This is a genomic window from Amphibacillus sp. MSJ-3, assembly GCF_018919165.1.
Lineage (GTDB): Bacteria > Bacillota > Bacilli > Bacillales > Amphibacillaceae > Amphibacillus.
Genome location: NZ_JAHLQM010000010.1, coordinates 42,197 through 64,788, shown reverse-complemented (window position 1 = coordinate 64,788; position 22,592 = coordinate 42,197). Strand labels below are relative to the sequence as shown.

The 22,592-nt window shown below is 35.6% G+C and carries 20 protein-coding genes and 1 other annotated feature; of the genes, 3 read left to right on the top strand and 17 right to left on the bottom strand.

Annotation, left to right across the window (positions count from 1 at the left end):
• The first annotated feature begins 229 nt into the window (after positions 1 to 229).
• The gene (locus tag KQI76_RS04720; RefSeq protein WP_216399162.1) at positions 230 to 1,600 is read left to right on the top strand and encodes an MATE family efflux transporter; all 1,371 of its coding nucleotides are present in this window, start codon (positions 230 to 232) and stop codon (positions 1,598 to 1,600) included.
• 158 nt (positions 1,601 to 1,758) lie between these two features.
• On the opposite strand, the gene serA is transcribed toward KQI76_RS04720, so the two are convergent.
• From serA to KQI76_RS04685, 7 genes are all read right to left on the bottom strand, one after another.
• The gene (gene serA / locus KQI76_RS04715; protein ID WP_216399161.1) at positions 1,759 to 3,345 is read right to left on the bottom strand and encodes a phosphoglycerate dehydrogenase; all 1,587 of its coding nucleotides are present in this window, start codon (positions 3,343 to 3,345) and stop codon (positions 1,759 to 1,761) included.
• Positions 3,346 to 3,464: 119 nt separating this feature from the next.
• Positions 3,465 to 3,700: a binding site (T-box leader), on the bottom strand.
• 311 nt (positions 3,701 to 4,011) lie between these two features.
• The gene (gene rpsR, locus KQI76_RS04710; RefSeq protein WP_216399160.1) at positions 4,012 to 4,245 is read right to left on the bottom strand and encodes a 30S ribosomal protein S18; all 234 of its coding nucleotides are present in this window, start codon (positions 4,243 to 4,245) and stop codon (positions 4,012 to 4,014) included.
• A 20-nt stretch (positions 4,246 to 4,265) separates the two neighbouring features.
• Entirely contained in the window at positions 4,266 to 4,754 is a 489-nt protein-coding gene (ssb, locus tag KQI76_RS04705; RefSeq protein WP_216399159.1) for a single-stranded DNA-binding protein, read from the bottom strand.
• Positions 4,755 to 4,769: 15 nt separating this feature from the next.
• Complete coding sequence (rpsF, locus tag KQI76_RS04700) at positions 4,770 to 5,060, bottom strand: 30S ribosomal protein S6 (protein ID WP_216399158.1); 291 nt, start codon at positions 5,058 to 5,060, stop codon at positions 4,770 to 4,772.
• 162 nt (positions 5,061 to 5,222) lie between these two features.
• On the bottom strand, positions 5,223 to 6,323 hold the full coding sequence (ychF, locus tag KQI76_RS04695) for a redox-regulated ATPase YchF (RefSeq protein ID WP_216399157.1): 1,101 nt from the start codon (positions 6,321 to 6,323) through the stop codon (positions 5,223 to 5,225).
• A gap of 241 nt (positions 6,324 to 6,564) precedes the next feature.
• Positions 6,565 to 6,765, bottom strand: coding sequence for a DUF951 domain-containing protein (locus tag KQI76_RS04690; protein WP_216399156.1), 201 nt, complete (start codon positions 6,763 to 6,765; stop codon positions 6,565 to 6,567).
• Positions 6,766 to 6,811: 46 nt separating this feature from the next.
• The gene (locus KQI76_RS04685; RefSeq protein ID WP_216399155.1) at positions 6,812 to 7,825 is read right to left on the bottom strand and encodes a hypothetical protein; all 1,014 of its coding nucleotides are present in this window, start codon (positions 7,823 to 7,825) and stop codon (positions 6,812 to 6,814) included.
• Between the two features lie 79 nt (positions 7,826 to 7,904).
• On the opposite strand from KQI76_RS04685, the gene yyaC reads away from it, so the two are divergent.
• Positions 7,905 to 8,489, top strand: coding sequence for a spore protease YyaC (gene yyaC / locus KQI76_RS04680; RefSeq protein ID WP_216399154.1), 585 nt, complete (start codon positions 7,905 to 7,907; stop codon positions 8,487 to 8,489).
• 497 nt (positions 8,490 to 8,986) lie between these two features.
• Here the strand turns inward: yyaC and KQI76_RS04675 are convergent, their stop codons facing one another.
• The 4 genes from KQI76_RS04675 to rsmG all read right to left on the bottom strand — a co-directional run bounded on the left by KQI76_RS04675 (position 8,987) and on the right by rsmG (position 12,728).
• Complete coding sequence (locus tag KQI76_RS04675; protein ID WP_216399153.1) at positions 8,987 to 9,832, bottom strand: ParB/RepB/Spo0J family partition protein; 846 nt, start codon at positions 9,830 to 9,832, stop codon at positions 8,987 to 8,989.
• A complete protein-coding gene (locus tag KQI76_RS04670) occupies positions 9,813 to 10,586 on the bottom strand; it encodes a ParA family protein (protein WP_216399152.1) in 774 nt (257 codons plus the stop codon). Before KQI76_RS04670 ends, KQI76_RS04675 begins: the two co-directional genes overlap by 20 nt.
• 177 nt (positions 10,587 to 10,763) lie before the next feature.
• The gene (gene noc, locus KQI76_RS04665) at positions 10,764 to 11,624 is read right to left on the bottom strand and encodes a nucleoid occlusion protein (protein ID WP_216399173.1); all 861 of its coding nucleotides are present in this window, start codon (positions 11,622 to 11,624) and stop codon (positions 10,764 to 10,766) included.
• 387 nt (positions 11,625 to 12,011) lie between these two features.
• On the bottom strand, positions 12,012 to 12,728 hold the full coding sequence (gene rsmG / locus KQI76_RS04660) for a 16S rRNA (guanine(527)-N(7))-methyltransferase RsmG (protein WP_216399151.1): 717 nt from the start codon (positions 12,726 to 12,728) through the stop codon (positions 12,012 to 12,014).
• A gap of 600 nt (positions 12,729 to 13,328) precedes the next feature.
• Between rsmG and KQI76_RS11950 the strand changes: the two genes are divergently transcribed.
• Positions 13,329 to 15,815: a phosphatase PAP2 family protein gene (locus KQI76_RS11950; RefSeq protein ID WP_216399150.1), complete on the top strand. Its 2,487-nt coding sequence runs from the start codon at positions 13,329 to 13,331 to the stop codon at positions 15,813 to 15,815.
• A gap of 149 nt (positions 15,816 to 15,964) precedes the next feature.
• Here KQI76_RS11950 and mnmG read toward each other — a convergent pair whose 3' ends face one another.
• The 6 genes from mnmG to rpmH all read right to left on the bottom strand — a co-directional run bounded on the left by mnmG (position 15,965) and on the right by rpmH (position 21,805).
• A complete protein-coding gene (gene mnmG / locus KQI76_RS04650) occupies positions 15,965 to 17,851 on the bottom strand; it encodes a tRNA uridine-5-carboxymethylaminomethyl(34) synthesis enzyme MnmG (protein WP_216399149.1) in 1,887 nt (628 codons plus the stop codon).
• A gap of 73 nt (positions 17,852 to 17,924) precedes the next feature.
• A complete protein-coding gene (gene mnmE / locus KQI76_RS04645; protein ID WP_216399148.1) occupies positions 17,925 to 19,301 on the bottom strand; it encodes a tRNA uridine-5-carboxymethylaminomethyl(34) synthesis GTPase MnmE in 1,377 nt (458 codons plus the stop codon).
• A 430-nt stretch (positions 19,302 to 19,731) separates the two neighbouring features.
• The gene (gene jag / locus KQI76_RS04640; protein ID WP_216399147.1) at positions 19,732 to 20,355 is read right to left on the bottom strand and encodes an RNA-binding cell elongation regulator Jag/EloR; all 624 of its coding nucleotides are present in this window, start codon (positions 20,353 to 20,355) and stop codon (positions 19,732 to 19,734) included.
• A gap of 2 nt (positions 20,356 to 20,357) precedes the next feature.
• On the bottom strand, positions 20,358 to 21,137 hold the full coding sequence (gene spoIIIJ, locus KQI76_RS04635) for a YidC family membrane integrase SpoIIIJ (protein WP_216399146.1): 780 nt from the start codon (positions 21,135 to 21,137) through the stop codon (positions 20,358 to 20,360).
• Between the two features lie 121 nt (positions 21,138 to 21,258).
• Positions 21,259 to 21,597 carry a ribonuclease P protein component gene (gene rnpA / locus KQI76_RS04630; RefSeq protein ID WP_216399145.1) on the bottom strand — a complete coding sequence of 113 codons (339 nt, stop codon included), beginning with the start codon at positions 21,595 to 21,597 and terminating at the stop codon, positions 21,259 to 21,261.
• A 73-nt stretch (positions 21,598 to 21,670) separates the two neighbouring features.
• Positions 21,671 to 21,805: a 50S ribosomal protein L34 gene (gene rpmH / locus KQI76_RS04625; RefSeq protein WP_216399144.1), complete on the bottom strand. Its 135-nt coding sequence runs from the start codon at positions 21,803 to 21,805 to the stop codon at positions 21,671 to 21,673.
• Between the last annotated feature and the right edge of the window lie 787 nt (positions 21,806 to 22,592).

Genomic DNA, 22,592 nt, shown 5'->3' with positions numbered 1-22,592 from the left:
CTAAGTAGACACTAATAGATGGTGTTCGCTTCTAAAAAATTACCCCTATGGAATATATCATAGAGCACACAAATACATTTTATAGGATGAATTTAGTTGACCCATATTTATGTTTTAATCTTTGATAGACTCTCAGACAAGATCAGCCCTCACTCAGTGGGGGTTTTATAGTCAGTTAATCTATGATAAAATGTGTGCTTAACATACGCTGAAATAGGAGTGGAGCTTTATGTACCATGCTGAAACATTCAAAGGGAAAGTAACCCTGTTTTTTAAAATATTATGGCCAATTATCGTCACTCAAATTAGTTTAGCAATGATGAACTTAGTCGACACAATCATGGCTGGACAGGTTGGAACAGAGGATTTGGCTGGTGTAGCCATCGGAGCAAGTCTATGGTCCCCTGTTTTTACTGGGACAAATGGTATTATGCTTGCAGTAACACCAATTATTGCGCATTATTTGGGTCAGGAACAAAAGGATCGAATTCATTTTACGGTTACGCAGGCGATCTACTTGGCAACTGCCATCGCTATGATTATCATCATCGTAGGCTGCATAGCGCTATCACCTATTCTAACCTTTATGGAGTTAGAACCTAATGTTGAACATATTGCATTGCACTATTTAATTGGACTTTCAACTGGAATTATTCCTTTATTTATCTCTAATGTTTTGCGGAATTTTTATGATGCTCAGGGACTTACTCGGATTTCTATGCTCATTACCGTTTTAGCTGTCCCTTTTAATGTTTTTCTAAATTACTGTTTAATCTTTGGGAAGTTTGGTTTACCTGCACTCGGAGGTATTGGGGCGGGTTATGCAACAGGTCTAACCTACTGGATTATATTGCTGATGAATGTGATAACAACACTTAAGGTTCAATCGATTAAGCATTATAAGATTTTTGCGCATTGGGTAAAACCATCACTCGAAGCGTGGAAGGAACAGCTGGCTATTGGAATTCCTATTGGCTTAACCGTCTTCTTTGAATCTAGTATATTCTCAGTTGTAACCTTACTCATTGGATTTATGTTTTCTACTACAATGATTGCAGCTAATCAAATCGTCATTAGCTTTTCATCACTTATCTTTATGATTCCATTAAGTCTTTCAATGGCATTAACTATAGTAGTTGGTTATTCCGTTGGGGGTAATCGGCTTAAAGAAGCTAAGCACTATAGTTTTTTGGGGGTTTTTATTGGAATTGGTATCTTAAGTATCACAGCGACACTGATGTTCTTCTTCCGTGAGAATATTGCCCGTCTTTACTCCAATGACCTTGAAGCAATTCAATTAGCTGCTCAACTCTTTTTAGTTGCAATCTTATACCAATTTTCTGATGCAACACAAGCTGGTTTGCAGGGGGTTTTACGTGGTTATAAAGATGTAAAAATCCCGTTTTTCATCGCCTTTACATCCTATTGGATTCTAGGAATACCAACTGGCTATTTATTGGCAACATTGACTGACCTGGGACCATTTGGTTTATGGATTGGTATTTCTATTGGATTAACCAGTGCAGCTATTGGATTTTTGCTCCGTCTACGGTTTATATATAAAAAGGAAAAGCAAAAGGTTCAAGCAAGAACTGTTTAATTCCAATAAACGTAGATTTCATTCAGTTGGAGGACTTTATCCTCTATCGACTTTTCATCTGCCTACATTAAAAAGCAATATTTGGCTGAACTGCCCGACTATTTAGCCGGAGCAGTTCAGACCCGAATTAACAGTGCTTTTTTTAGTTCAATAATTAACTAGATTTTCATGGCGATTACTTCATAAATATCTTCTAAGTCAACAAGAATTTGTAAATCCTCGCCCGTTACTTTCTCATCAACGGTTAAGAGCATAATCGCTTCGCCACCAACATCCGTTCGCCCAACTTGCATTGTAGCAATATTAATATCTTTCTTAGCTAACTGAGAGCCAACTCTACCAATTGCACCAGGCTGGTCTTTATGGCGAATAAGAATAAGGTGCCCTTCTGGTACCAAATCAACACTATAATCCTCTACTTGAACAATACGTGGTCCTAATCCTTTTAGTAGAGTTCCAGCAACAGCTTTTGTTCCTGATTTTGTAGTAATTTCAACCTTAATTAAATTTGTAAAACTTTTAGTATCACTTGTTTTATGTTCATTAACAATAAGCCCTTGTTGCTCAGCTAAATAGGTAGCATTGACATCATTGATATGATCACCAAAATGATATTTTAATAGGCCTTTAACTGTATTTCTCGTAATCGGACCAACTTCTATATCTTGAAGCTCTCCTGAATAGGAAATATTGATCTGTTCAATCACTTCGTCTGTTAGGTGGGTCAAAAATAAACCTAGTTTTTCAGCAAGATAGAAATAAGGTTCAATTTTCTTCATAATATCCTTAGGCACTGATGGCATATTGACTGGATTCTTAACTAAATCACCATTTAATAACCGAACCACATCATGACTTACATCAATCGCAACACTTTCTTGGGCTTCAACTGTACTTGCTCCCAAGTGCGGTGTAGCAATAACCTGCGGAAGTTCAAGTAATTTATTGTCGATCGCTGGTTCTTCTTCAAATACATCAAGAGCAGCCCCTGCTACTTTCCCATCAACGATTGCTTGGTAAAGTGCTTCTTCTTCAATGATGCCACCACGTGCACAGTTAACAATTTGAACACCTGTTTTCATCCGTGCAATCATTTCTTTATTGATCAAATATTTAGTCTCTTTTAACAAGGGAGTGTGCATTGTTAAGAAGTCTGCTGTTTCTACGACTTCCTCAACTGTTCCTTGTTCAATCCCCAATTGCTCTGCTTTTTCTTTTGTTAAAAATGGATCGTAAGCAATGACATTCATACGCTGACCTTTTCCACGTAAAGCAACTTCTCGGCCAATTCGTCCTAGACCAATCACACCTAAAGTTTTACCTTTCAGTTCAACACCGACATGTGTCTTTCGATCCCACTTATGTTGTTTTAACGCATAATATGCTTGTGGAATTTTTCTCGCTAATGCCATTAACAACGCTATCGTATGTTCAGCAGCTGAATTTGTATTCCCATCAGGCGCATTGACAACTACAACACCATTTTCTGTTGCTGCTTCGAGGTCAATATTATCCACACCAACACCTGCGCGGCCAATGATTTTTAATTGCTCGGCTGCTTCGATTATTTCCCTTGTCACCTTTGTTTGGCTTCTAACTAATAAAGCATCATAATCAACAATTTTTTCTTTTAATTGCTCGGGTGTTAAATCTGTAATCATATCCACTTCAATATTCTCAGCTTCTCTCAATGGATAAATCCCATCTTCACTTAATGGATCACTTATTAATACTCGATAAGTCATTTGATCATTCCCCTTATTGTTATTATTATTTGAAATTTATCTTGCAGACGATACAGTGAGTATGGATTCACTCCCTTCTTAAAAAATTAAAAAAACTTTTCGCCCTCTACGTTGAAATCGTAAGGGGCGAAAAGTTAGCTTATCTTGTTCGCGGTGCCACCCTAATTCAGCTAATTTTATTCAATCAGCTCTTATTGGTCGAATGTGTAACGTACATGGACGTTTAAGCTTACTAAAAGATTGTTCGGCTTAAAAACTCAAAAGTGGAATTTGTTAATCGAAATACTGGTTTGCAGCACCCACCAGCTCTCTTCGATTTCTGCATTAACAAACATGTCTTCATCATTGTTTTTTGATTATTGTCTAACAATTTAGAATTTTTATTATATATTAGCATGTTTAAATAAAATGTCAACACTTTTTTAAAAAACTATAATTAGGGGCTTTTAATTTAATGGACATTTGTTTTAACTACTGCTGAGTATTAGTTGAGCCAATTAGGTTTCCACTATCAGTTAATCTCCCACTTACAAGTCTTTGTTTCCTTTGAATACTTGAAATGGAAGTTTTACTGGCAGCTGCACTACGATAAAAAAGCCTATTTTCCCTCTACTAGACAAGTCTTGTCAGTATACAGAAAAATAGGCTCTTATTTAAATTAAAAAATTATTCAGCTGTATATGGTAATAATGCCATATGACGTGCGCGTTTAATTGCTTTTGTTAATTTACGTTGATATTTTGCTGAAGTTCCTGTTACACGACGTGGAAGAATTTTACCACGTTCTGAAATGAACTTTCTAAGTAGATCAACGTCTTTATAATCGATGTGTGTAATGCCATTTGCTGTGAAATAGCATACTTTACGACGTCTTGATCGTCCACCGCGACGAGGTGCCATTTAAAACACTCCTTTACTAACTAAAATGGTAAATCATCATCTGATATATCTATCGGTTCTAAATTATCATTTATATTATTTTGTTGATTTGCTTCATTTTGACTTGGCATATGCTGTTGGTTCTGGTGTTGCTCAGATTGATAACTTCCAGACCCTTGTCCACCACCAACTGAAGCACCTCTGTTACTATTCTTACTCTCTAAAAACTGAACAGAATCTGCTACTACTTCTGTAACATAGACTCGTTTGCCATCTTGACCATCATAAGATCTTGTTTGAATACGTCCATCAACACCAACAAGACTTCCTTTGCCCATATAATTGGCTAAATTTTCAGCAGGTTTACGCCAAATAACACAATTAATAAAATCGGCTTCGCGATCCCCTTGCTGATTAGAAAAAGGTCTATTTACAGCTACAGTAAAGTTGGCTACTGCAACCCCACTTGCAGTATAGCGTAAGTCTGGATCCTTCGTTAATCTGCCGACTAATACGACACGATTTAACATGAGAACCCCTCCCTATTATTGGTCGTCTTCACGAATTGCCATATGACGAATAATATCATCAGAGAATTTTGCTAAACGGTTGAATTCATTAACCGCTTGCTCATCACCTTTGAAATTAACGACAACATAGTAGCCATCGCGAAAATCATTGATTTCATATGCAAGACGTTTCTTGCCTTTTTCATCAACTTTAGTAATCTCCGCACCATTATTCGTAAGAATTGAGTTAAAACGTTCTACAACACTTGTTCTAGCCTCATCTTCAATGTTTGGGCGGATGATGTACATAATTTCATAATTTCTCATCCGTATACACCTCCTTTTGGTCTTAGCGGTCCTTTGATCAATCAAAGAACAAGGAATAATAATTTTCATTACTCACAAGCACTGATTATATCAAATTTAGTTTAATTTAGCAAGCAATGAAAGTATTTTTCAAAAAAAATTATCATCTAGCTAAGCTTGTATCTAGACATTAAAGCGGAAATGAACGACATCCCCATCTTTCACAAGATAATCCTTTCCTTCAAGTCGAACTCGGCCTCGTTCTCGTGCAACTGTCATTGATCCTGCATCCAGTAAATCCTCATAGGAAACGACTTCTGCACGGATAAATCCTCGTTCGAAATCCGTATGAATAATCCCTGCTGCTTGGGGGGCCTTTATTCCTTTTTTAAATGTCCAAGCTCTTACTTCTTGTTCACCAGCGGTAAAATAGGTTGCTAAACCTAATAGATGATAGGTCGCCCTAATCAATTGATCTAATCCTGACTCTGGTATTCCCAACTCTTCTAAAAACATCGCTTTTTCTTCACCGTCTAGTTCAGCAATTTCGGATTCAACCTTTGCACTGATTACGACAACTTCTGCCTTCTCTAGACTTGCGAATGCTTTTACTTTTTGAACATTTGAATGATTATCAATATCAAGTATTTCATCTTCAGCTACATTTGCTACATATAAAACTGGTTTTTGTGTAAGCAAGTGTAAACCTTTAACGTATTTGATTTGTTCTTCAGTAAAGTCTAGAGACCGTGCTGGTTTTCCATTTTCAAAAGCATCACTTAATTTTGATAAAATTTCAAATTCAAAAATGGCTTGCTTATCTTTTTGCCGAGCTAGTTTTTCAACACGGTCGATTCGTTTTGAAATTGTTTCGAGGTCAGCTAAGATTAACTCAAGATTTATTGTTTCAATATCTGAAATTGGGTCTACTTTCCCGGATACGTGCGTAATATTATCATCCTGGAAACAACGAACAACGTGACATATCGCATCTACCTGGCGAATATGGGAAAGAAATTGGTTCCCTAGCCCTTCTCCTTTACTCGCACCTTTAACAATTCCTGCTATGTCAGTAAATTCAAATGCAGTTGGTACTGTTTTCTTTGGTTTAACTAATTCAGTTAATTTATTCAAACGGTGGTCTGGTACCTCTACAATCCCAACGTTTGGATCAATTGTACAAAATGGATAGTTTGCTGACTCGGCACCTGCTTGTGTAATTGCATTAAATAATGTCGATTTCCCGACATTCGGTAGGCCAACAATTCCTGCTGTCAATGACATTCAATATTCCACTCCTTAATGATATCCCCGCTCAAATGAACGTTACTTCTTTACCATTATAGTTTTCGTTGAGTTAAAACTCAAGTTAATCATACTTGGTTTTTACTCGTTTAACTCCCTATATAATTGCCTTTTAGACAAGCTAATTTTAAATACAGGTCATTATTCCCTACAAATCTTTTAAATTGTTCCACGTGAAACTTTTTCGCTTTTATTTGTCAGTAAGATTCTTTGACAGCTACTAATCGACCTGCTCCGCCGATTGAACAACTTTCTTTAAATTTTTTTCAAATTTCCGACGGGGGATTAAAACACTGTGGTCACAACCTTGACATTTAATCCGAATATCCATGCCCATTCGGATGATTTTCCATCTGTTTTCACCGCAGGGATGTGGTTTCTTCATTTCTACATAGTCATTAAGTTTATAATCTTTTTTCATTTATTGATGCCCCTCTCTTATTGTCACCATCGCTACACATATTTTATCATTTTTTTATTAATAATTCTCGAAATGGATAAATCAATAATTTAATTAATAAATACAAGTTGAATACTCCATAAAGCGGATAAATTAATTCCACTAGAAATTGGAATCCCCCAAATGAAAATGGTGTGATCATAAGAAGGATTAGAATCGCTAATTGAAGTTGACTTAAATGACTTTTTGATTGAAAACGTGAGATTAGGCCAAGCATGGAGGCAATTGCCGTTGTGTAGATGGCAATCCAGAGGATAAGTGAAAATCCTAATAAGATCAAACTTGGAAACTTAATTAAGATAGCATAAATCGGCATTTCAAATTTATCAATCTCTGTTGCTATCATTGACAAGCTATAATTGTAAACAAAAGATAACAAGCCAAGTATAAGTGCACTAATTATACTTGTTAATACAATTTCAGTTTTTGAATTAATTTTTTTACCGACTGCCCCTATTACTGAAATAATCGGTAAAATATTGACAGAAGTAAAGGCTACTGCTTTTAAATATCTTGGTTTTATCATTTCATCTTGTAAAATTAAAGGTTGTTTTTTTAGAAAAACACCTAATAAAATAAACAATGCAATGAGCAAAACCGGAATAATCACTGTATTGATATTTATCACTTGATCAAGCTTATGGCTAAATGCCCAAATAAGCATAAAAACGATGAATAGAATCCCGATCCACTCCGGCAGCCGATAAGCTTGAAAAGTCACCCCACTGCCTGCAATCATAATCATTGTCGTAAATACTAAGTAGACGATCATCATAAAATCATAGAGATGATAAGCTTTTTTACCAGCCAAAGATTGCAAGACTGGTGTATAATGACTTGTTTGATATCGAAAGCTGATTGACAGAACACTATAGTTGCTGATAGCAAACAAGATTGTAAACAAGACAATAGCTAGTCCACTGTTTGGACCAAAAAAAAGCCATATTTCTCGACCGGAAGCATAGCCTGCTCCGATTACAGCACTTACAATTAGAAAACTCCATTGTATACTCTTTTTCATTAGTCTGCCTCCATCTTTTACGTATAGAAACGAATTATAAGTCGTATACTAATAAAAATATGATGGAGGTATGCAAACTATGAAATTATCTAATCAAGCCCAATCTCGTCCAACGAAATTGAGCTTGTGTTATACAGATCAATTTGTTCATCAAAAAATAGGAGAATTTATTTATCAATGGTTGCCTAAACAACCAACAGACTTTGTCATTGTTTGTATCGGTTCTGACCGGTCAACTGGCGATGCTTTAGGACCGATTACAGGTTCCCTTCTAACCAAAAGGAAGCAATCTAACTACATCGTTTATGGTACACTTCAGAGTCCCATTCATGCCCTCAATTTAAAAAAACAACTAAAACAAATTGATCAACGTCATCCTGATGCATTTGTAATTGGAATTGATGCGTGTTTAGGTAAAGCAAGTTCCATTGGATATATCAATGCAAGTATCGGTGCCCTAAAACCAGGGTTAGCACTTAAAAAGGATCTGCCAGAGGTTGGACACTTCCACTTAACGGGGATTGTGAATGCAACTTCCCCTGTAGATTTTTTAACCTTACAAAATACAAGACTCCATCTTGTTATTCAACAAGCAGAGATCATTTCACGTGCTTTACTTTACTCAGAATATCTCTATTTTAAAGAGGAAACAGCATCACAATAATTGAAGGTTTATTTTCTTTTTAAAAATATACCTTCATCCCACAGTCAGCCTTAGATTGAGATATCAATTTTTTCTAATCCTTGATCTCTCACTTATCCTTCTGGCTTTTCCTTGTGTGACAGAGACCGAATCTTACAATCCGTTAATCAGCGATTTATATTTGTCATTTTCTTGATCAAGGCGGACACTATCACCCATTCTGTAACGATATACTTACTAATCCTACTAGACTTTCCAACCCTAAGCCCCCATTCACAATTTTAATCTTTCCTATTTTTTTCGGGTTTCTTTTATAAGTTAAAGAATTAGAGGCGTTTTGTTCTAATGGTTGATGATTGTTTCACGTGAAACAATCATTAAATGAACTTTTTTCTCAGTGGTTAGCTGACAGTCAGTATGCTAGAAATAAATTGGACTATGCCCTAGCCAACATTATAATTGGTTAAGACATAGTCCAGCAATCTAATCTTCCATTAACTCTCTCAAATATTAAGTACCTATTTTTGAAGTATTTCCAGAATTCGATTAAGATCTTCATTGTTAAAGAAGTCAATTTCAATTTTACCTTTTTTCTTACCTTTGTGAATTTTAACACTTGTGCCTAAATGATCACGCAATTTATTTTCGTATTCTGTTATAAAAATATCTTTCTTTTCTTTGCTTTTTGCCTTTTTAGGTTTGTTATCATTTAATTGCTGAACAAGTGTCTCAACTTGTCTAACATTTAATTTTTCCTGGGTAATTTTTCGAATAACGCTTGCTAGCTTATTTTTATCTTTTAGACCCAACAGTGCTCGGCCGTGGCCCATTGATAATTCTCCATTATTAATCATTGCTGTCACTTGTTCTGGTAACTGTAACAGGCGGACTTGATTAGCGATATGGGGTCTACTCTTTCCAAGTCGTTTTGATAAATCCTCTTGAGTTAAATCATATGATTTCATCAAATTAACGTAAGCTTGCGCCTCTTCAATTGGCGTTAAATTTTCCCTTTGTAAGTTCTCTAAAAGGGCTATTTCCATCATCTTTTGATCATCTAATTCCTTAACAATAACAGGAATTGTTTCTAATCCAGCCTCTTTAGCAGCACGAAACCGACGTTCACCTGCTATAATTTCATAGCCTTTAATTGATTGTCTGACAAGTAAAGGTTGAATAATACCATATTCTAAAATAGAGTTTTTTAATTCTTCAATTGCTTCAACTTGAAAAGACTTTCGGGGTTGATACGGATTTGGACGGCAACTAGCTATATCTAATTCAATTACTTGATCTAAATCCTCTTCCTCTTCAACTAATTCAGGGAAAAAAGCATTAATCCCCTTACCTAACCCTCTCGCCATTGGCAATCACTTCCTTTGCTAACTCAAGATAGACTTCTGCACCTTTTGATTTAGAATCATAAGTAATGATTGGCTGACCATAACTAGGTGCTTCCCCTAATCGAACATTTCTTGGAATGATCGATTTATAAACTTTATCTTGAAAGTACTTTTTGACTTCCTCAATAACTTGTAAGCCTAAATTAGTTCTTGCATCAAGCATTGTCAGTAAGACACCTTCAATCTTTAATTGCTTATTGAGATGTTTTTGTACAAGTCTAACCGTATTTAACAGTTGGCTTAAACCTTCCAACGCATAGTATTCACATTGAACAGGGATAATAACGCTATCTGCTGCGGTTAATGAATTAAGCGTTAGAAGTCCTAGTGATGGTGGACAGTCAATAATGATATAGTCGTAATGATCAATTGAAGGTTCTAATGCCTTTTTCAGACGAACTTCTCTTGAAATCGTTGGCACTAATTCAATTTCTGCTCCAGCCAATTGAATGGTAGCTGGTATAACATCCAAATTAGGAATATCTGTTGCTACGGATACATCCTCTGTTGTTAAATCTTCAACAAGTACATTATAAATACACCGGTCGATATCTGCTTTATTAATACCAATCCCACTTGTTGCGTTACCCTGTGGATCGATATCAACTAGTAATGTCTTATAACCAAAATGAGCTAATCCTGCACTCAAGTTAACTGCTGATGTCGTCTTCCCTACACCGCCCTTTTGATTTGCTACGGCGATTACTTTTCCCATCTTGTCACCTACCTAACTTAAAACTCTTCTTTTTCTATTCTATCACTTTTTTATCAAATAAACATCGTAATAAAATGTAAATCTATGATAATAGTAGAATTAAACGATTAGCTAAGCAAAATCATCTATTAACTGAAAATAAAAACCTATCTTAACAAAAAAAGATAGGTTCAACTCTTATTTCTTTTTATTTTTGGCTATTTTAATTGTAATTTGATAATAATCATCTAGATCTTCTTCTTTTGTTTCCAAATCAACACCGGTATCAGCTACCATATGAAGGGATTGTTTAATCGTATTCATTGCAATTCGGATATCTTTATTAAAACCTTTGAGCTTCGGCTTTTTCTTTTTAGGCTCAACGGATAAAATCTTCTCTATTCTTGCTTCAGTTTGTTTAACATTCAAATGTTTATCTATAATTTCATTTAATAGTGCTGTTTGCTTCTCTTCATCTTTTAAAACAATTAATGCTCGCGCATGTCTTTCTGTTATCGATTTATTTAAAATAGCTGTTTGAACGGTGTCTGGTAACTTTAATAATCTAAGTTTATTTGCAATTGTTGACTGACTTTTCCCTAACCTTTGGGCTAAGGCCTCTTGAGTGAGTTCATGAATATTTAATAATTTTTCATATGCCTTTGCCTCTTCAATCACTGTAAGTTCTTCACGCTGTAAATTCTCTATCAGTGCAACAGATGCAGTTTCTTTATCATTCATCTGTCTTACAATGGCAGGCACTGTTTCCCAGCCTAAGCTTGTCACTGCACGAAATCGACGTTCTCCTGCGATAATTTCATACTTTTGCTCACCATTATCGATTTCCCTTACAACAATTGGTTGAATCATTCCGTGGGTATGTATAGTCTGGGCCAATTCCTCAATTTTCTCTTGATTAAATATTGTACGAGGTTGATATCGATTAGGTGTAATTTCATTAAGAGAAATTTGTACAACTTCATCTTGACTATACACTTCTGCTTCAGCCGCTTCCTCTTTATCACTAATACCAAATATCCGACTAAATGGAGGTAATATAATAAACACCACCCTTTTTCAATTTCCCTATTAAACTTATAAATAGAAGTTGAATGTTTCACGTGAAACATTCAGCTAAACACGTTTCCGTTTATTAAGGGAATATTTATTCATATTGATATACTTCTATTATTCTATCATAAATTCCTTTAATATCATAAAGGATTAACAAAAATTATCGACGTTTTACTAAGCGATAAGACTTATCTGATAGAAATCAAGCAAAGATACTCTTGATCATACACCAGTGAAATTCCTTTTCTTGATTAAACCGAATGTATGTTCTTATTATATCATAAGAAGAAAATTCCCCCAAGATAAATGAATCGAAATTGTTTTTCTAAAAGCCTAAAACCACTCCGAGTAGATTCAGAGTGGGTTAAATAACTAAACTATTGGTGATTTATTTGGTGTCCCTGGTTTTCTTGGGTAAGTCTTTGGTGTTGGTTTAGTTTTATTTACAATAATTATATTCCGCTCCCCCTGATCATCCGGCAGATTTATCGTAAATAAATTTTCCAATTGACCACCTAATAATTTAATTGCCCGATCTGCCTCATTCAATTCCGTTTCAGCATTGGGCCCTTTCAGTGCAATAAATTTACCATTTAATTTGACTAACGGGAGGCATAATTCCGTTAAAACAGACATTTTAGCTACTGCTCTTGCTGTGACAAGATCAAATTGTTGGCGGTAGTTTTTATTTCGTGCAAATAATTCTGCCCGATCATGATAAAAAGTGACATCCGTTAATCCTAATTCACTTGCTAAATGATTTAAAAAGGTAATGCGTTTTTTTAATGAATCAACGATTGTCACCTTTAAATGAGGAAAACAGATTTTCAATGGAATACTAGGAAAACCAGCCCCAGCTCCAACATCACAAATCGTTAGTGGTTTTGTCAAATCTAAATAAAAGCTTGCCGTTATTGAGTCATAAAAGTGTTTTAAATAAACCTCATCCCGCTCTGTAATAGCTGTTAGATTCATTTTTTTATTCCATTCAATTAATGTTTGATAATAAATGTCAAACTGATTAATTTGTTGTTCAGATAGCGCTATCCCATGATCGCTAAGTTTCTCAATAAAGTATTCAAGCTTCATATCGATTTCCTTTCATTCATACATATTTTACCGTAAAAATTAAATCTCTATTGCAATTTGCCCTTGTTCAATATAGTACAAGTTTAACTCTAATTTGTCTATCCATTCATATTTGATTTATTTAGTTCATCCCGTTTTATCTGCTAATTACACCTTAAGACAAATCATGGCAACACAATTAAAAAGTGAAACTTCAATCAATGGGATTTGGTCCTAAAGGGTGTGGTAGATATAGTCTACCTACCCCTATCCCCCACAGACTGGGACTGGGACTGGGACTGGGACTGCGGTTACTCGTCCTATCAAAAAAATTTGTAACTCCCACAAGGGGACCCTTGAACCAACCGGGCCTCACTGTCAGTTGATCTCCCTCTCACAATTCTTACTTTCCTTCGAATGCTTGAAATGGGAGGCCACTGACAGTAACACTGCGATAAGGTTAGGGATAGAGCCCCAAGCAATCATCTTACTTTCGTCCAGTCCTAGTAAAATTCACATGACTTTTACAAATACCTTATACTCGCTTAACATACCATCTTTAGAATAGTAAGTGTTTGGTTTAGTGATTTAAAAATATATAAGGGAAATGGAGAAAAAAGTATGAAACTCACAAAAAAAATATTAATTCTATTCCTTTTTGCATCGCAACTTCTATCATTATCAGGTCCTTCTATTCAGGCCGCTAGCCAAGAGGTTACAAAACCCTCAAAACCACAAGGAACCACTGATGAGTTAAATACAGATGCTCCCGAAGTTGAATATCCTTTACCGGTGGTGGATAATGGTGGGAATGCTAATGACCCTACCTTAATGAATATAGCTGATACAAACCCTTTTATAAAAATATTAGACGGTTTTGATCAAATCTGGTCGATGAATCAACCAACCTGGAGGGACGGAACTGCATTAATTACTCCAGGTATAAATGGTGCTCTAGCTAAATATGGTGATGGACCTACCGTTTATTTTGATGGATATAAAAATGATCAGACTAAAATAGTAGCCGATAAGAAAACATATGCAAATGAAGAAATTAGAAATGCAGAAACCTGGAGAGCGAATATAAAATATGTAGAAGAAGTGACTAAAAATCGAACAGATGAAGAAGCATTAGCAGCTTATTATGATGATCAAAGAGATAAAATCTATAGTATGATGGAGGCTTTTGGACCTTTAGCTAACACTTATGTTGATCGCGTTAAGCCAATCACAAGTGTCATTAGAACGAAGGATGAAATGAATACCCTATTAGAAGAAGCGACTGTCGAAGATGAAGGTCAAGGGATGGGACAATGGGAAGAATCTGAGCTATCAGATGCGATGGATTTGGTTCATTTAATTAGATTTAGAAATCCTTCATCATCAAATCCTTCTAAATACTTTTTCTCTTCTCCAAGGCCCTATAGAATGGATTCAGATGGAGAAGTAAAAGAAATTGTTGATTCAAACGGCTTACCTATTTGGGCAACTATTGGGAGTGGTGAAAGTACTGCAGAAGAATTAGCTTCTGGTGGTAAAAAAGAAACAGGTGAAAGACATTATCAGCAATATGATACAAATGTAGAAGTTATTCCTGCATTAGAATATGTAAAAAGGATTGCAGAAGACGGAAGAGGCAAGGATGGTGCTTTTCCAAGTGGGCACACAAGTGCAGCCTATTTGACAACATTCGGTTTTGCATACGCTACGCCGGAAAGATATGCTGAATTTTTAACAAGAGCAGCCCAAATGGGGGAAAATAGAATAGTGACTGGCATGCATTCCCCACTTGATGTTATAGGAGCAAGAATTCAAGCTACAGCAATGACTGCCTATGCATATAACCTTTCAGAAAATAAAGTGGTCTTGGATAAAGCTTATAAAAATACTGAAAAGGTATTTGGTGAATTAGCAAAATCACAAAATATGAGTTTATATGAATATGCACATACCATAACAGAAGAATATACGTTTGAAAGTGCCTATGATGAAGAAAAATGGGAAGATCATGATGCAAATAAAGCGTTTTACCGTGAAAAGCTAACATATGGTTTACCGCAAAATGGTACAAAAGGTTTAGATCCGATAGTACCTAAAGGGGCAGAAGTTTTATTAGAAACTCGCCAGCCTTATTTGACAGATAAACAGCGTAGAGAAGTATTATATACTACAGAGATTGAATCAGGTTACCCTTTATTAGATGAATCAAATGGTTGGGGAAGGCTTGATTTGGTAACAGCATCTGATGGTTATGGTGCATTTCTAAGTAATGTAACAGTTAAAATGGATGCTTCAAAAGGAAGATTTAATGCCCATGATTGGTGGAGAAACGATATTAGTGGCAGTGGTATGCTTACCAAAGAAGGGACAGGTACACTAACATTGACTGGGAATAACAGCTATTCAGGAGGTACACTACTGAAAGAAGGAACCTTAGAAGCTACCTCCCCGACTTCCTTTGGGCAAGGTGATCTCTATATAGAAGAAGGGACAGTTTTAGTTAATGTAGATGACACCTTGGATGTAAAAGGAGACCTAACAATGGATGCCGGAAACCTGGCGATTGCAATGAATCATGATGGAAGTCAACTAAATGTAGATGGACTGGTATACCTTGATGGTGGAAATCTAGCTTTAGATCTTTCTAATTATCAAATAGACAAGCCAACAAATTTGACTTTAATCACCGCTAATACAGTAAATGGTGAATTCGACCAAGTGACAGCTGATGATTACAAGGTAAGGATGACTTACGAAAAGGATCGGGTACTTGCAGAGATCAGCCCAATTGAAGGTTCTGATTCAGGTTCTGAAGACACCGAAGCTCCTGAGAATCCTGAAAACCCTGATACACCAAAAGAACCTGCGGAAACTGAAAACGTAGGAGATTCTGACAAACCTAATAATCAGGAAAATCCTGATAAGCAAACAGATTCCTTAGATAAGGATAAGGGCTTTGACCAGGAAGCAAAAAAACAAGAACCCCTAACAAGTAGTGGGCAAAAACTACCTGGAACAGCGACACCTATCTTTCAGTATTTGTTAACAGGAGTAATCCTCTCCTTAACCGGAATCATCTTTTTCTTTATGAAAAGAAAAAAAGTCTGATCATTATTTTGCTTGTACAACCAGTAAAAACTAGCAACAAAATAAACTACAAAAAAACCCAAGAATATTGCAACACGCATATTCTTGGGTTTTTATTTCAAATCCTATTAGCAAGGTGGAATAAAACTTTCACTAAAAGCTGAAGGGCTTTACTCTTTTATTCTTGCAATTTGACCATGTTCAATATAAACAAGCAAAATAGAAATATCTGCAGGATTTACCCCTGATATTCGGGAGGCTTGGCCCACTGATAAAGGTTGAACTTTCTTTAATCTTTGCTTAGCCTCCGTTGCTATCCCTGTGATTGCATCATAGTCAATATTTTCAGGGATGGCCTTCGCTTCCATCTTCTTCATTCGTTCTACTTGTTGCATTGACTTTTCAATATAACCTTGGTATTTAGCTTGTATTTCAATTTGCTCAATAACATCAGCAGGTAAGTCAATTGGCGCTGGAATAAACTGATGAATGAATGGATAATCGACTTCTGGTCTTTTCATGAAGTCTAGTGCTTTGATCGGTTCTTTAAGCTGACTGCCACCTGCTTTTGTTAGTGCCTCATTTAAAGCTTCCGTTGGTTTAATGGTTGCTTTTCTTAGTCGCTCCTGCTCATTTTTAATCAGAGCAAGTTTTTCTTGGAAAGTTTGATAACGCGCTTCACTGATTAAGCCGATTTGATGACCGATTTCGGTTAGTCTTAAATCTGCATTATCATGACGAAGTAACAAGCGATACTCTGCACGGGATGTTAATAATCGATAAGGCTCACTTGTTCCTTTTGTCACTAAATCATCAATTAGAACACCTATATAGGCTTGAGACCGATCTAAGACTAAGGTATCAAGTTCTAGAGCATGAGCAGCAGCATTAATTCCCGCCATCAGTCCTTGACCAGCAGCTTCCTCATATCCGGATGTCCCATTAATTTGGCCTGCTGTAAATAAACCACTGATATTTTTTACTTCTAGAGTTGGCCATAATTGATTTGGGACGACTGCATCATATTCAATAGCATAACCAGATCGCATAATTTCAGCATTTTCTAAACCTTCAATCGAGCGAACCATTTTTTCTTGAATAAATTCAGGAAGTGAAGTAGACAGACCTTGAACATATACTTCTTCTGTCCCCCGCCCTTCTGGTTCTAAAAAGATTTGGTGACGTGGCTTATCATGGAAACGAACGACTTTATCCTCAATTGATGGACAGTATCTAGGGCCAGTTCCCTTGATCATACCGGAATACATTGGGGATAGATTTAAATTTTCATCAATTAATTGATGAGTCTGTTCATTTGTATAAGTTAACCAACAAGGTATTTGTTCAATACACTTGTCTATTGTTTCATAAGAAAAATGGCTCGGATGGGCATCACCTGGTTGAATTTCCGTTTTTGAATAATCAATTGATCTTGAATTAACCCTTGGTGGTGTCCCTGTTTTAAAGCGAACAAGCTTAAAGCCTAATTCCTCTAGATTCTCCGATAGTTTAACCGATGGGCGTTGGTTATTTGGACCACTTTGATAAGAGATATCCCCTAAAATCACACGACCACGCATAAAAGTTCCTGTTGTAATAATGACCGACTTCGCATAATAAGCCGCCTTTGTCTCGGTGATAACACCCTTACATACGCCGTCTTCTACGATTAACTTTTCAACCATTGCTTGGCGAATCGTTAAATTGTCCAATAACTCTAGTTGGTGTTTCATTTCTTGAACATATAAGGGCTTATCTGCTTGTGCACGCAAGGCTCTCACTGCTGGTCCTTTTCTTGTGTTTAACATTCGCATCTGAATATAGGTTTTATCGATAACTTTACCCATTAACCCTCCGAGTGCATCAATTTCTCGAACGACAACCCCCTTTGCAGGTCCTCCAATTGATGGGTTACATGGCATAAAGGCGATCATATCTAAATTTAGGGTCAACATTAATGTTTTGGCACCACGCTTTACTGCTGCATTTGCCGCTTCAACACCAGCATGCCCAGAACCAATGACAATAACGTCATAATGACCTGCATCATATATCATTTCTTTTCACTCCTTAAAATTTTTTTTACTGCAATCGGCCAAGAACAATTTTAAAAGATAAAGTGAAACTGCCCTATTTCCCTAAACAGAATTGGGAAAATAGTTGATCAATCAAACTATCCTGAACAGTATCACCAATAATTTCTCCAAGAATTTGCCATGTTCTAGTGACATCGATTTGGACAAGGTCCATTGGCATTCCAGCATCAATCGCTGCTCTTGCATCGTCAAGAGCAATTAATGCTTGCTTCAGCAATTCAATATGGCGAACATTAGAAACATAGGATAAATCATCTGTTTCTAACTGTCCTGATAAAAATAGATTGGCAATCGCTTCTTCTAAATCTTCAATACCTTCCTCTTCAATCAATGAAGTCGAGATAATAGGCTGGCTCCCAGCCAAGCGCTCAACCTCTTCCTGATCAAGCTTAGTCGGGAGATCTGATTTATTAATTAAGACAATGAACTCTAGATCCTTTACTAAGTCAAACAATTGACGATCTTGATCAGACAATGTTTCATGATTATTTAAGACTAATAAGATTAAATCTGCTTCTTTTAAAACTTGACGTGATCGGTCAACACCTATTTTCTCAACAATATCATCCGTTTCCCTGATACCAGCTGTATCAACAAGCCGAAGCGGAATCCCACGAATATTTACATACTCTTCAATTATATCGCGAGTCGTTCCAGGGACATCAGTAACAATGGCTTTATTTTCTTGAACTAAGGTATTCATCAATGATGATTTACCTACGTTCGGTCGACCAATAATGGCAGTTGCAATTCCCTCTCTTAAAATCTTCCCTTGTTTTGCCATAGCTAAGAGCTTTTCAATTTCATGGGAAATGCGAGAGGTTTTTTCTAATAACATGGCGTGGGTCATCTCTTCAACATCATCATATTCTGGATAATCGATATTCACTTCAACATGTGCAACTGTTTCAATTAATTCTTCTCTTAAGCGATGAATTAACTTTGATAACTTGCCATCTAATTGCTTAATCGCTACATCCATTGCTCGATCTGTTTTTGCTCGGATTAAATCCATTACAGCCTCAGCCTGTGATAAATCAATTCTTCCATTTAAAAAGGCACGTTTAGTGAATTCACCTGGCTCGGCCAATCTTGCGCCATATTGTAATACAAGTTCTAATAAACGATTAACTGAAGCCAGTCCACCATGACAATTAATCTCAACAACATCTTCTCGCGTAAAAGTTTTTGGTGCCTTCATCACACTAACCATTACTTCTTCAATCATTTGATTTGTTTGTGGGTCAATGATTCTACCGTAATGAATGGTGTGCGATTGTACTTTTAATAAATCCTGTCCTGAAAAAATCTTATTTGCTATCATTAAAGCTTGGTCACCACTTAACCTGACGATAGCTATAGCTCCTTCTCCAAGCGGTGTAGAAATAGCCGCAATTGTATCAAAATCCATCACCATCACCTCCAATAAAAAGTATTTCTCTATAAAAAACTAAAACTAGTTAGATAATTGATAGTACCAACGTTATAGGATAACATAAATAAATCATAATTGGAATAAATTTTTCCCAGCCAATTTTTTCACCATTCCCCTAGCTTTTATCCACAGATTAAACAATACAGATTATTTTAACACTTTTATTCACATGTTAATTATAATCAAAAAATAAAAAAAGAAAACTTATCCACTTGTAGATAAGTTTTAAATTAATAAAATAAATTGGGATTTGCGTTTATGGCGGTGAATCTGAGGAAGTTTATCGCCAGAAGCAACAATCCAATAATAGAAGAAAGAAAAAATCCAACAAAAAATGGTTTCAAGTAAATTTTAATGCTTGAAACCATTTTTTTGATTAGTTATGTCCCAGCCTCTTTTTAAACAATTATTTTACTATTGGTTTAATGACGACGAAACGATTAGGATCTGAACCGTCAGAATGCGTCTCTACCTTAGAATTATTTTGTAAAACACTATGAATGATTTTTCGTTCATATGATGGCATCGGTTCTAAGGTGACATTTTTCTTAACTTTTATTGCCTTATCAGCTAAACGTTCAGCTAGCTGTTTTAAGGTCTCTTCCCTTCTTTGACGATAGCCCTCTGCATCGACTACGACACGGAAATATTCTGTCGTATGTCGATTTAACATAATCTGCACCAGGTGTTGAATGGCATTTAAAGTTTGACCACGTTTACCGATAATCATTGCAATTTTTTCACCTGATAAATTAAAAGTAACATTATTTTGATCAACCACACTATCAATAACAAGGTCATCCGAAAATGCTCGAACAATTTCATCTAAGTACTTAGTCGCTAGATCAATTGGATTATCCTTTACCGTTACTTTTACAATTGAGCGTTTGGCACCGAAAATACCCAATATCCCTTTTTTACCTTCATCAATAATTTCAATATTGACCCGGTCCTCTGTGGTGTTAAGTTGCTGTAACGCTGATTGGACCGCATCATCTACAGTTTGTCCAGAAGCGGTTACTTGTTTCACAATTATTTTCCTCCCGAAGTTTGTTGAAATTTAAACGGTTTTCTTATGAAAATTGTTTGTAAAACCATAAACACATTACCAACTACCCAATATAATGATAAGGCTGCAGGGAAGAACATTGACATCATCCCGATCATAATCGGCATCATATATAACATCATTGACATTTGAGGGTTTGCTTCTGCTTGGTCTGTCCCCATCATCGATAATTTTTGTTGGAAAAAGGTCGCGGTCGCTGCAATAATTGGCAAAATATAATATGGGTCAGGTTGAGACAACTCAAACCATAAGAAGACACCATCTTGTAACCCTGGTGTTCGCACAATGGATTGGTATAAACCAACCAAGATTGGCATCTGAATAAATATTGGCAAACAACCAGCTAATGGATTTACATTATGCTCTTGGAATAATTTCATTTGTTCTTGTTGTAATTTTTCTTGGGTTTTCGCATCTTTTGAACTATATTTTTCTTGAATTTCTTTTAACTTTGGTTGAATTTCTTGCATTGCTTTTGTACTCTTCAACTGTTTAATATTCAGTGGTACTAAAATTAATCGTATAAGTATTGTTACAATAACTATAGCTAATCCGAAGCTACCATTAAAAAGATTAGCAACCTGAATAATAATCCATGATAATGGATAAACAAAGTAAGAGTCCCAAAAGCCTTCGCTTTCAGCAGTGATTGGCTGTTTAACATCTCCACAACCTGATAGTACTAAGATTAATCCTAGTAAGGCCACGATAATTAAGAATTTTTTGCGCCTATTTTTACGCATAATTTTCCTCCTTAACAAACAATGATACACATTTATGTATAACTCATAAATTATTTTATCATTATCTTAGCATGAATACTAGAAACTAGGTAAGATATTATTAATTATCTCTTTAATCCCCTTACAGTAATAACTTTGACTTTGATAAAACATGAGTTAAACTTCTTTTTATTTGGTGATAATCCATATTTTTTGTTGGATTCCTAGCAATGATAACGAAATCATATGCTTGTTCAATATCTATTTCTAGTTCATGAAAAGCTTGTCTAAGATAACGTTTAACTCGATTTCTGACAACAGCATTACCAATTTTCTTTGAAACAGATAAACCAACCCTAAAATAGGTTTGGTCTTGTTTTGGAAGATAATACAGCACTAATTGCCGATTTGCAAATGATTTGCCGTTTTTAAAAACCTTCTGAAAGTCATCATTTGATTTTAATCGATGTTGCTTACGCATCCTGTATTCCCCCATTGTTTTCATTACTTCTCATCATAAGTGGAAAAAAGACCACTGAAATGTTGTCAGTGGCCTATGCTGATAATACTTTTCTTCCTTTTTTACGTCGACGAGCTAAAACATTACGTCCGTTTTTTGTACTCATACGTGAACGAAATCCGTGAACTTTTTTACGTTGACGGTTTTTCGGCTGAAATGTGCGTTTCATATTATATTACACCCCCTGAGGAATTAAAAATCAACATTAAGTCTGCTTAACCTCATACATTATACGTAATAACTTCTTTGTCTGTCAATAAGAATCTCCTTTATTAAGTAGATATCATTAAATAAGTCGAAAACTTTTTTAAAAACTTCTTATTTTAAATAAACAGACTCTATGCTCCCCGCTTCAATCAAAAAAGGAAAGCTAGCGGATTTAAATTGCTGGATAAAAAAAAGATCCCCCTGATTGAAGATTCATTTTATTACCTTTACCAAAGTTTCATAAAATTATTTTTCAAAAGTACAGTTTTAAAACTCATTTTATCTTCCATGATTTAATGCCTCCGTATTGAACAAATTGTCCACATCTTATTCAAGTCAAATTAAAAGTAAAAAAGATATCCACACAAGATATAGACAATTAAATCACAAATTAACTAGCTGTGGATGATTTTTTTAAACAAGCAAAAAGGTTTGTGGATAAGTGTCGAATCACCTTGCAAATTCTATCGCTTTTTGCTAAAATTATTGTTAATAAATAAGAAAAGAATAATCACAAGTTAATAACTATCCACAGCACGTGGATAACCTGTGGATAGTTATTAACATCAATGTAGATTGAATAACTAACAGGCCTGTGTATAACTGGATAAATATGATCATGTTTTTTAGTCCTTATCAAAACCGTTATACATATAGGCAATCGTAAACCTTTCGATCTATTTTCATTTATGAAATAGATTGCGAGAGGTTTTTTATCTGATTTTTCCTCTTAATCTAAACTCTATGCA

Excerpts from the sequence above, each read along its gene's own strand:
- KQI76_RS04720 (WP_216399162.1), top strand. The coding sequence starts at position 230 with ATGTACCATGCTGAAACATTCAAAGGGAAAGTAACCCTGTTTTTTAAA.
- serA (WP_216399161.1), bottom strand. The coding sequence starts at position 3,345 with ATGACTTATCGAGTATTAATAAGTGATCCATTAAGTGAAGATGGGATT.
- rpsR (WP_216399160.1), bottom strand. The coding sequence starts at position 4,245 with ATGGCACCTCGTCGCGGTGGACGATCAAGACGTCGTAAAGTATGCTAT.
- ssb (WP_216399159.1), bottom strand. The coding sequence starts at position 4,754 with ATGTTAAATCGTGTCGTATTAGTCGGCAGATTAACGAAGGATCCAGAC.
- rpsF (WP_216399158.1), bottom strand. The coding sequence starts at position 5,060 with ATGAGAAATTATGAAATTATGTACATCATCCGCCCAAACATTGAAGAT.
- ychF (WP_216399157.1), bottom strand. The coding sequence starts at position 6,323 with ATGTCATTGACAGCAGGAATTGTTGGCCTACCGAATGTCGGGAAATCG.
- KQI76_RS04690 (WP_216399156.1), bottom strand. The coding sequence starts at position 6,765 with ATGAAAAAAGATTATAAACTTAATGACTATGTAGAAATGAAGAAACCA.
- KQI76_RS04685 (WP_216399155.1), bottom strand. The coding sequence starts at position 7,825 with ATGAAAAAGAGTATACAATGGAGTTTTCTAATTGTAAGTGCTGTAATC.
- yyaC (WP_216399154.1), top strand. The coding sequence starts at position 7,905 with ATGAAATTATCTAATCAAGCCCAATCTCGTCCAACGAAATTGAGCTTG.
- KQI76_RS04675 (WP_216399153.1), bottom strand. The coding sequence starts at position 9,832 with ATGGCGAGAGGGTTAGGTAAGGGGATTAATGCTTTTTTCCCTGAATTA.
- KQI76_RS04670 (WP_216399152.1), bottom strand. The coding sequence starts at position 10,586 with ATGGGAAAAGTAATCGCCGTAGCAAATCAAAAGGGCGGTGTAGGGAAG.
- rsmG (WP_216399151.1), bottom strand. The coding sequence starts at position 12,728 with ATGAAGCTTGAATACTTTATTGAGAAACTTAGCGATCATGGGATAGCG.
- KQI76_RS11950 (WP_216399150.1), top strand. The coding sequence starts at position 13,329 with ATGAAACTCACAAAAAAAATATTAATTCTATTCCTTTTTGCATCGCAA.
- mnmG (WP_216399149.1), bottom strand. The coding sequence starts at position 17,851 with ATGATATATGATGCAGGTCATTATGACGTTATTGTCATTGGTTCTGGG.
- mnmE (WP_216399148.1), bottom strand. The coding sequence starts at position 19,301 with ATGGATTTTGATACAATTGCGGCTATTTCTACACCGCTTGGAGAAGGA.
- spoIIIJ (WP_216399146.1), bottom strand. The coding sequence starts at position 21,137 with ATGCGTAAAAATAGGCGCAAAAAATTCTTAATTATCGTGGCCTTACTA.
- rnpA (WP_216399145.1), bottom strand. The coding sequence starts at position 21,597 with ATGCGTAAGCAACATCGATTAAAATCAAATGATGACTTTCAGAAGGTT.
- rpmH (WP_216399144.1), bottom strand. The coding sequence starts at position 21,805 with ATGAAACGCACATTTCAGCCGAAAAACCGTCAACGTAAAAAAGTTCAC.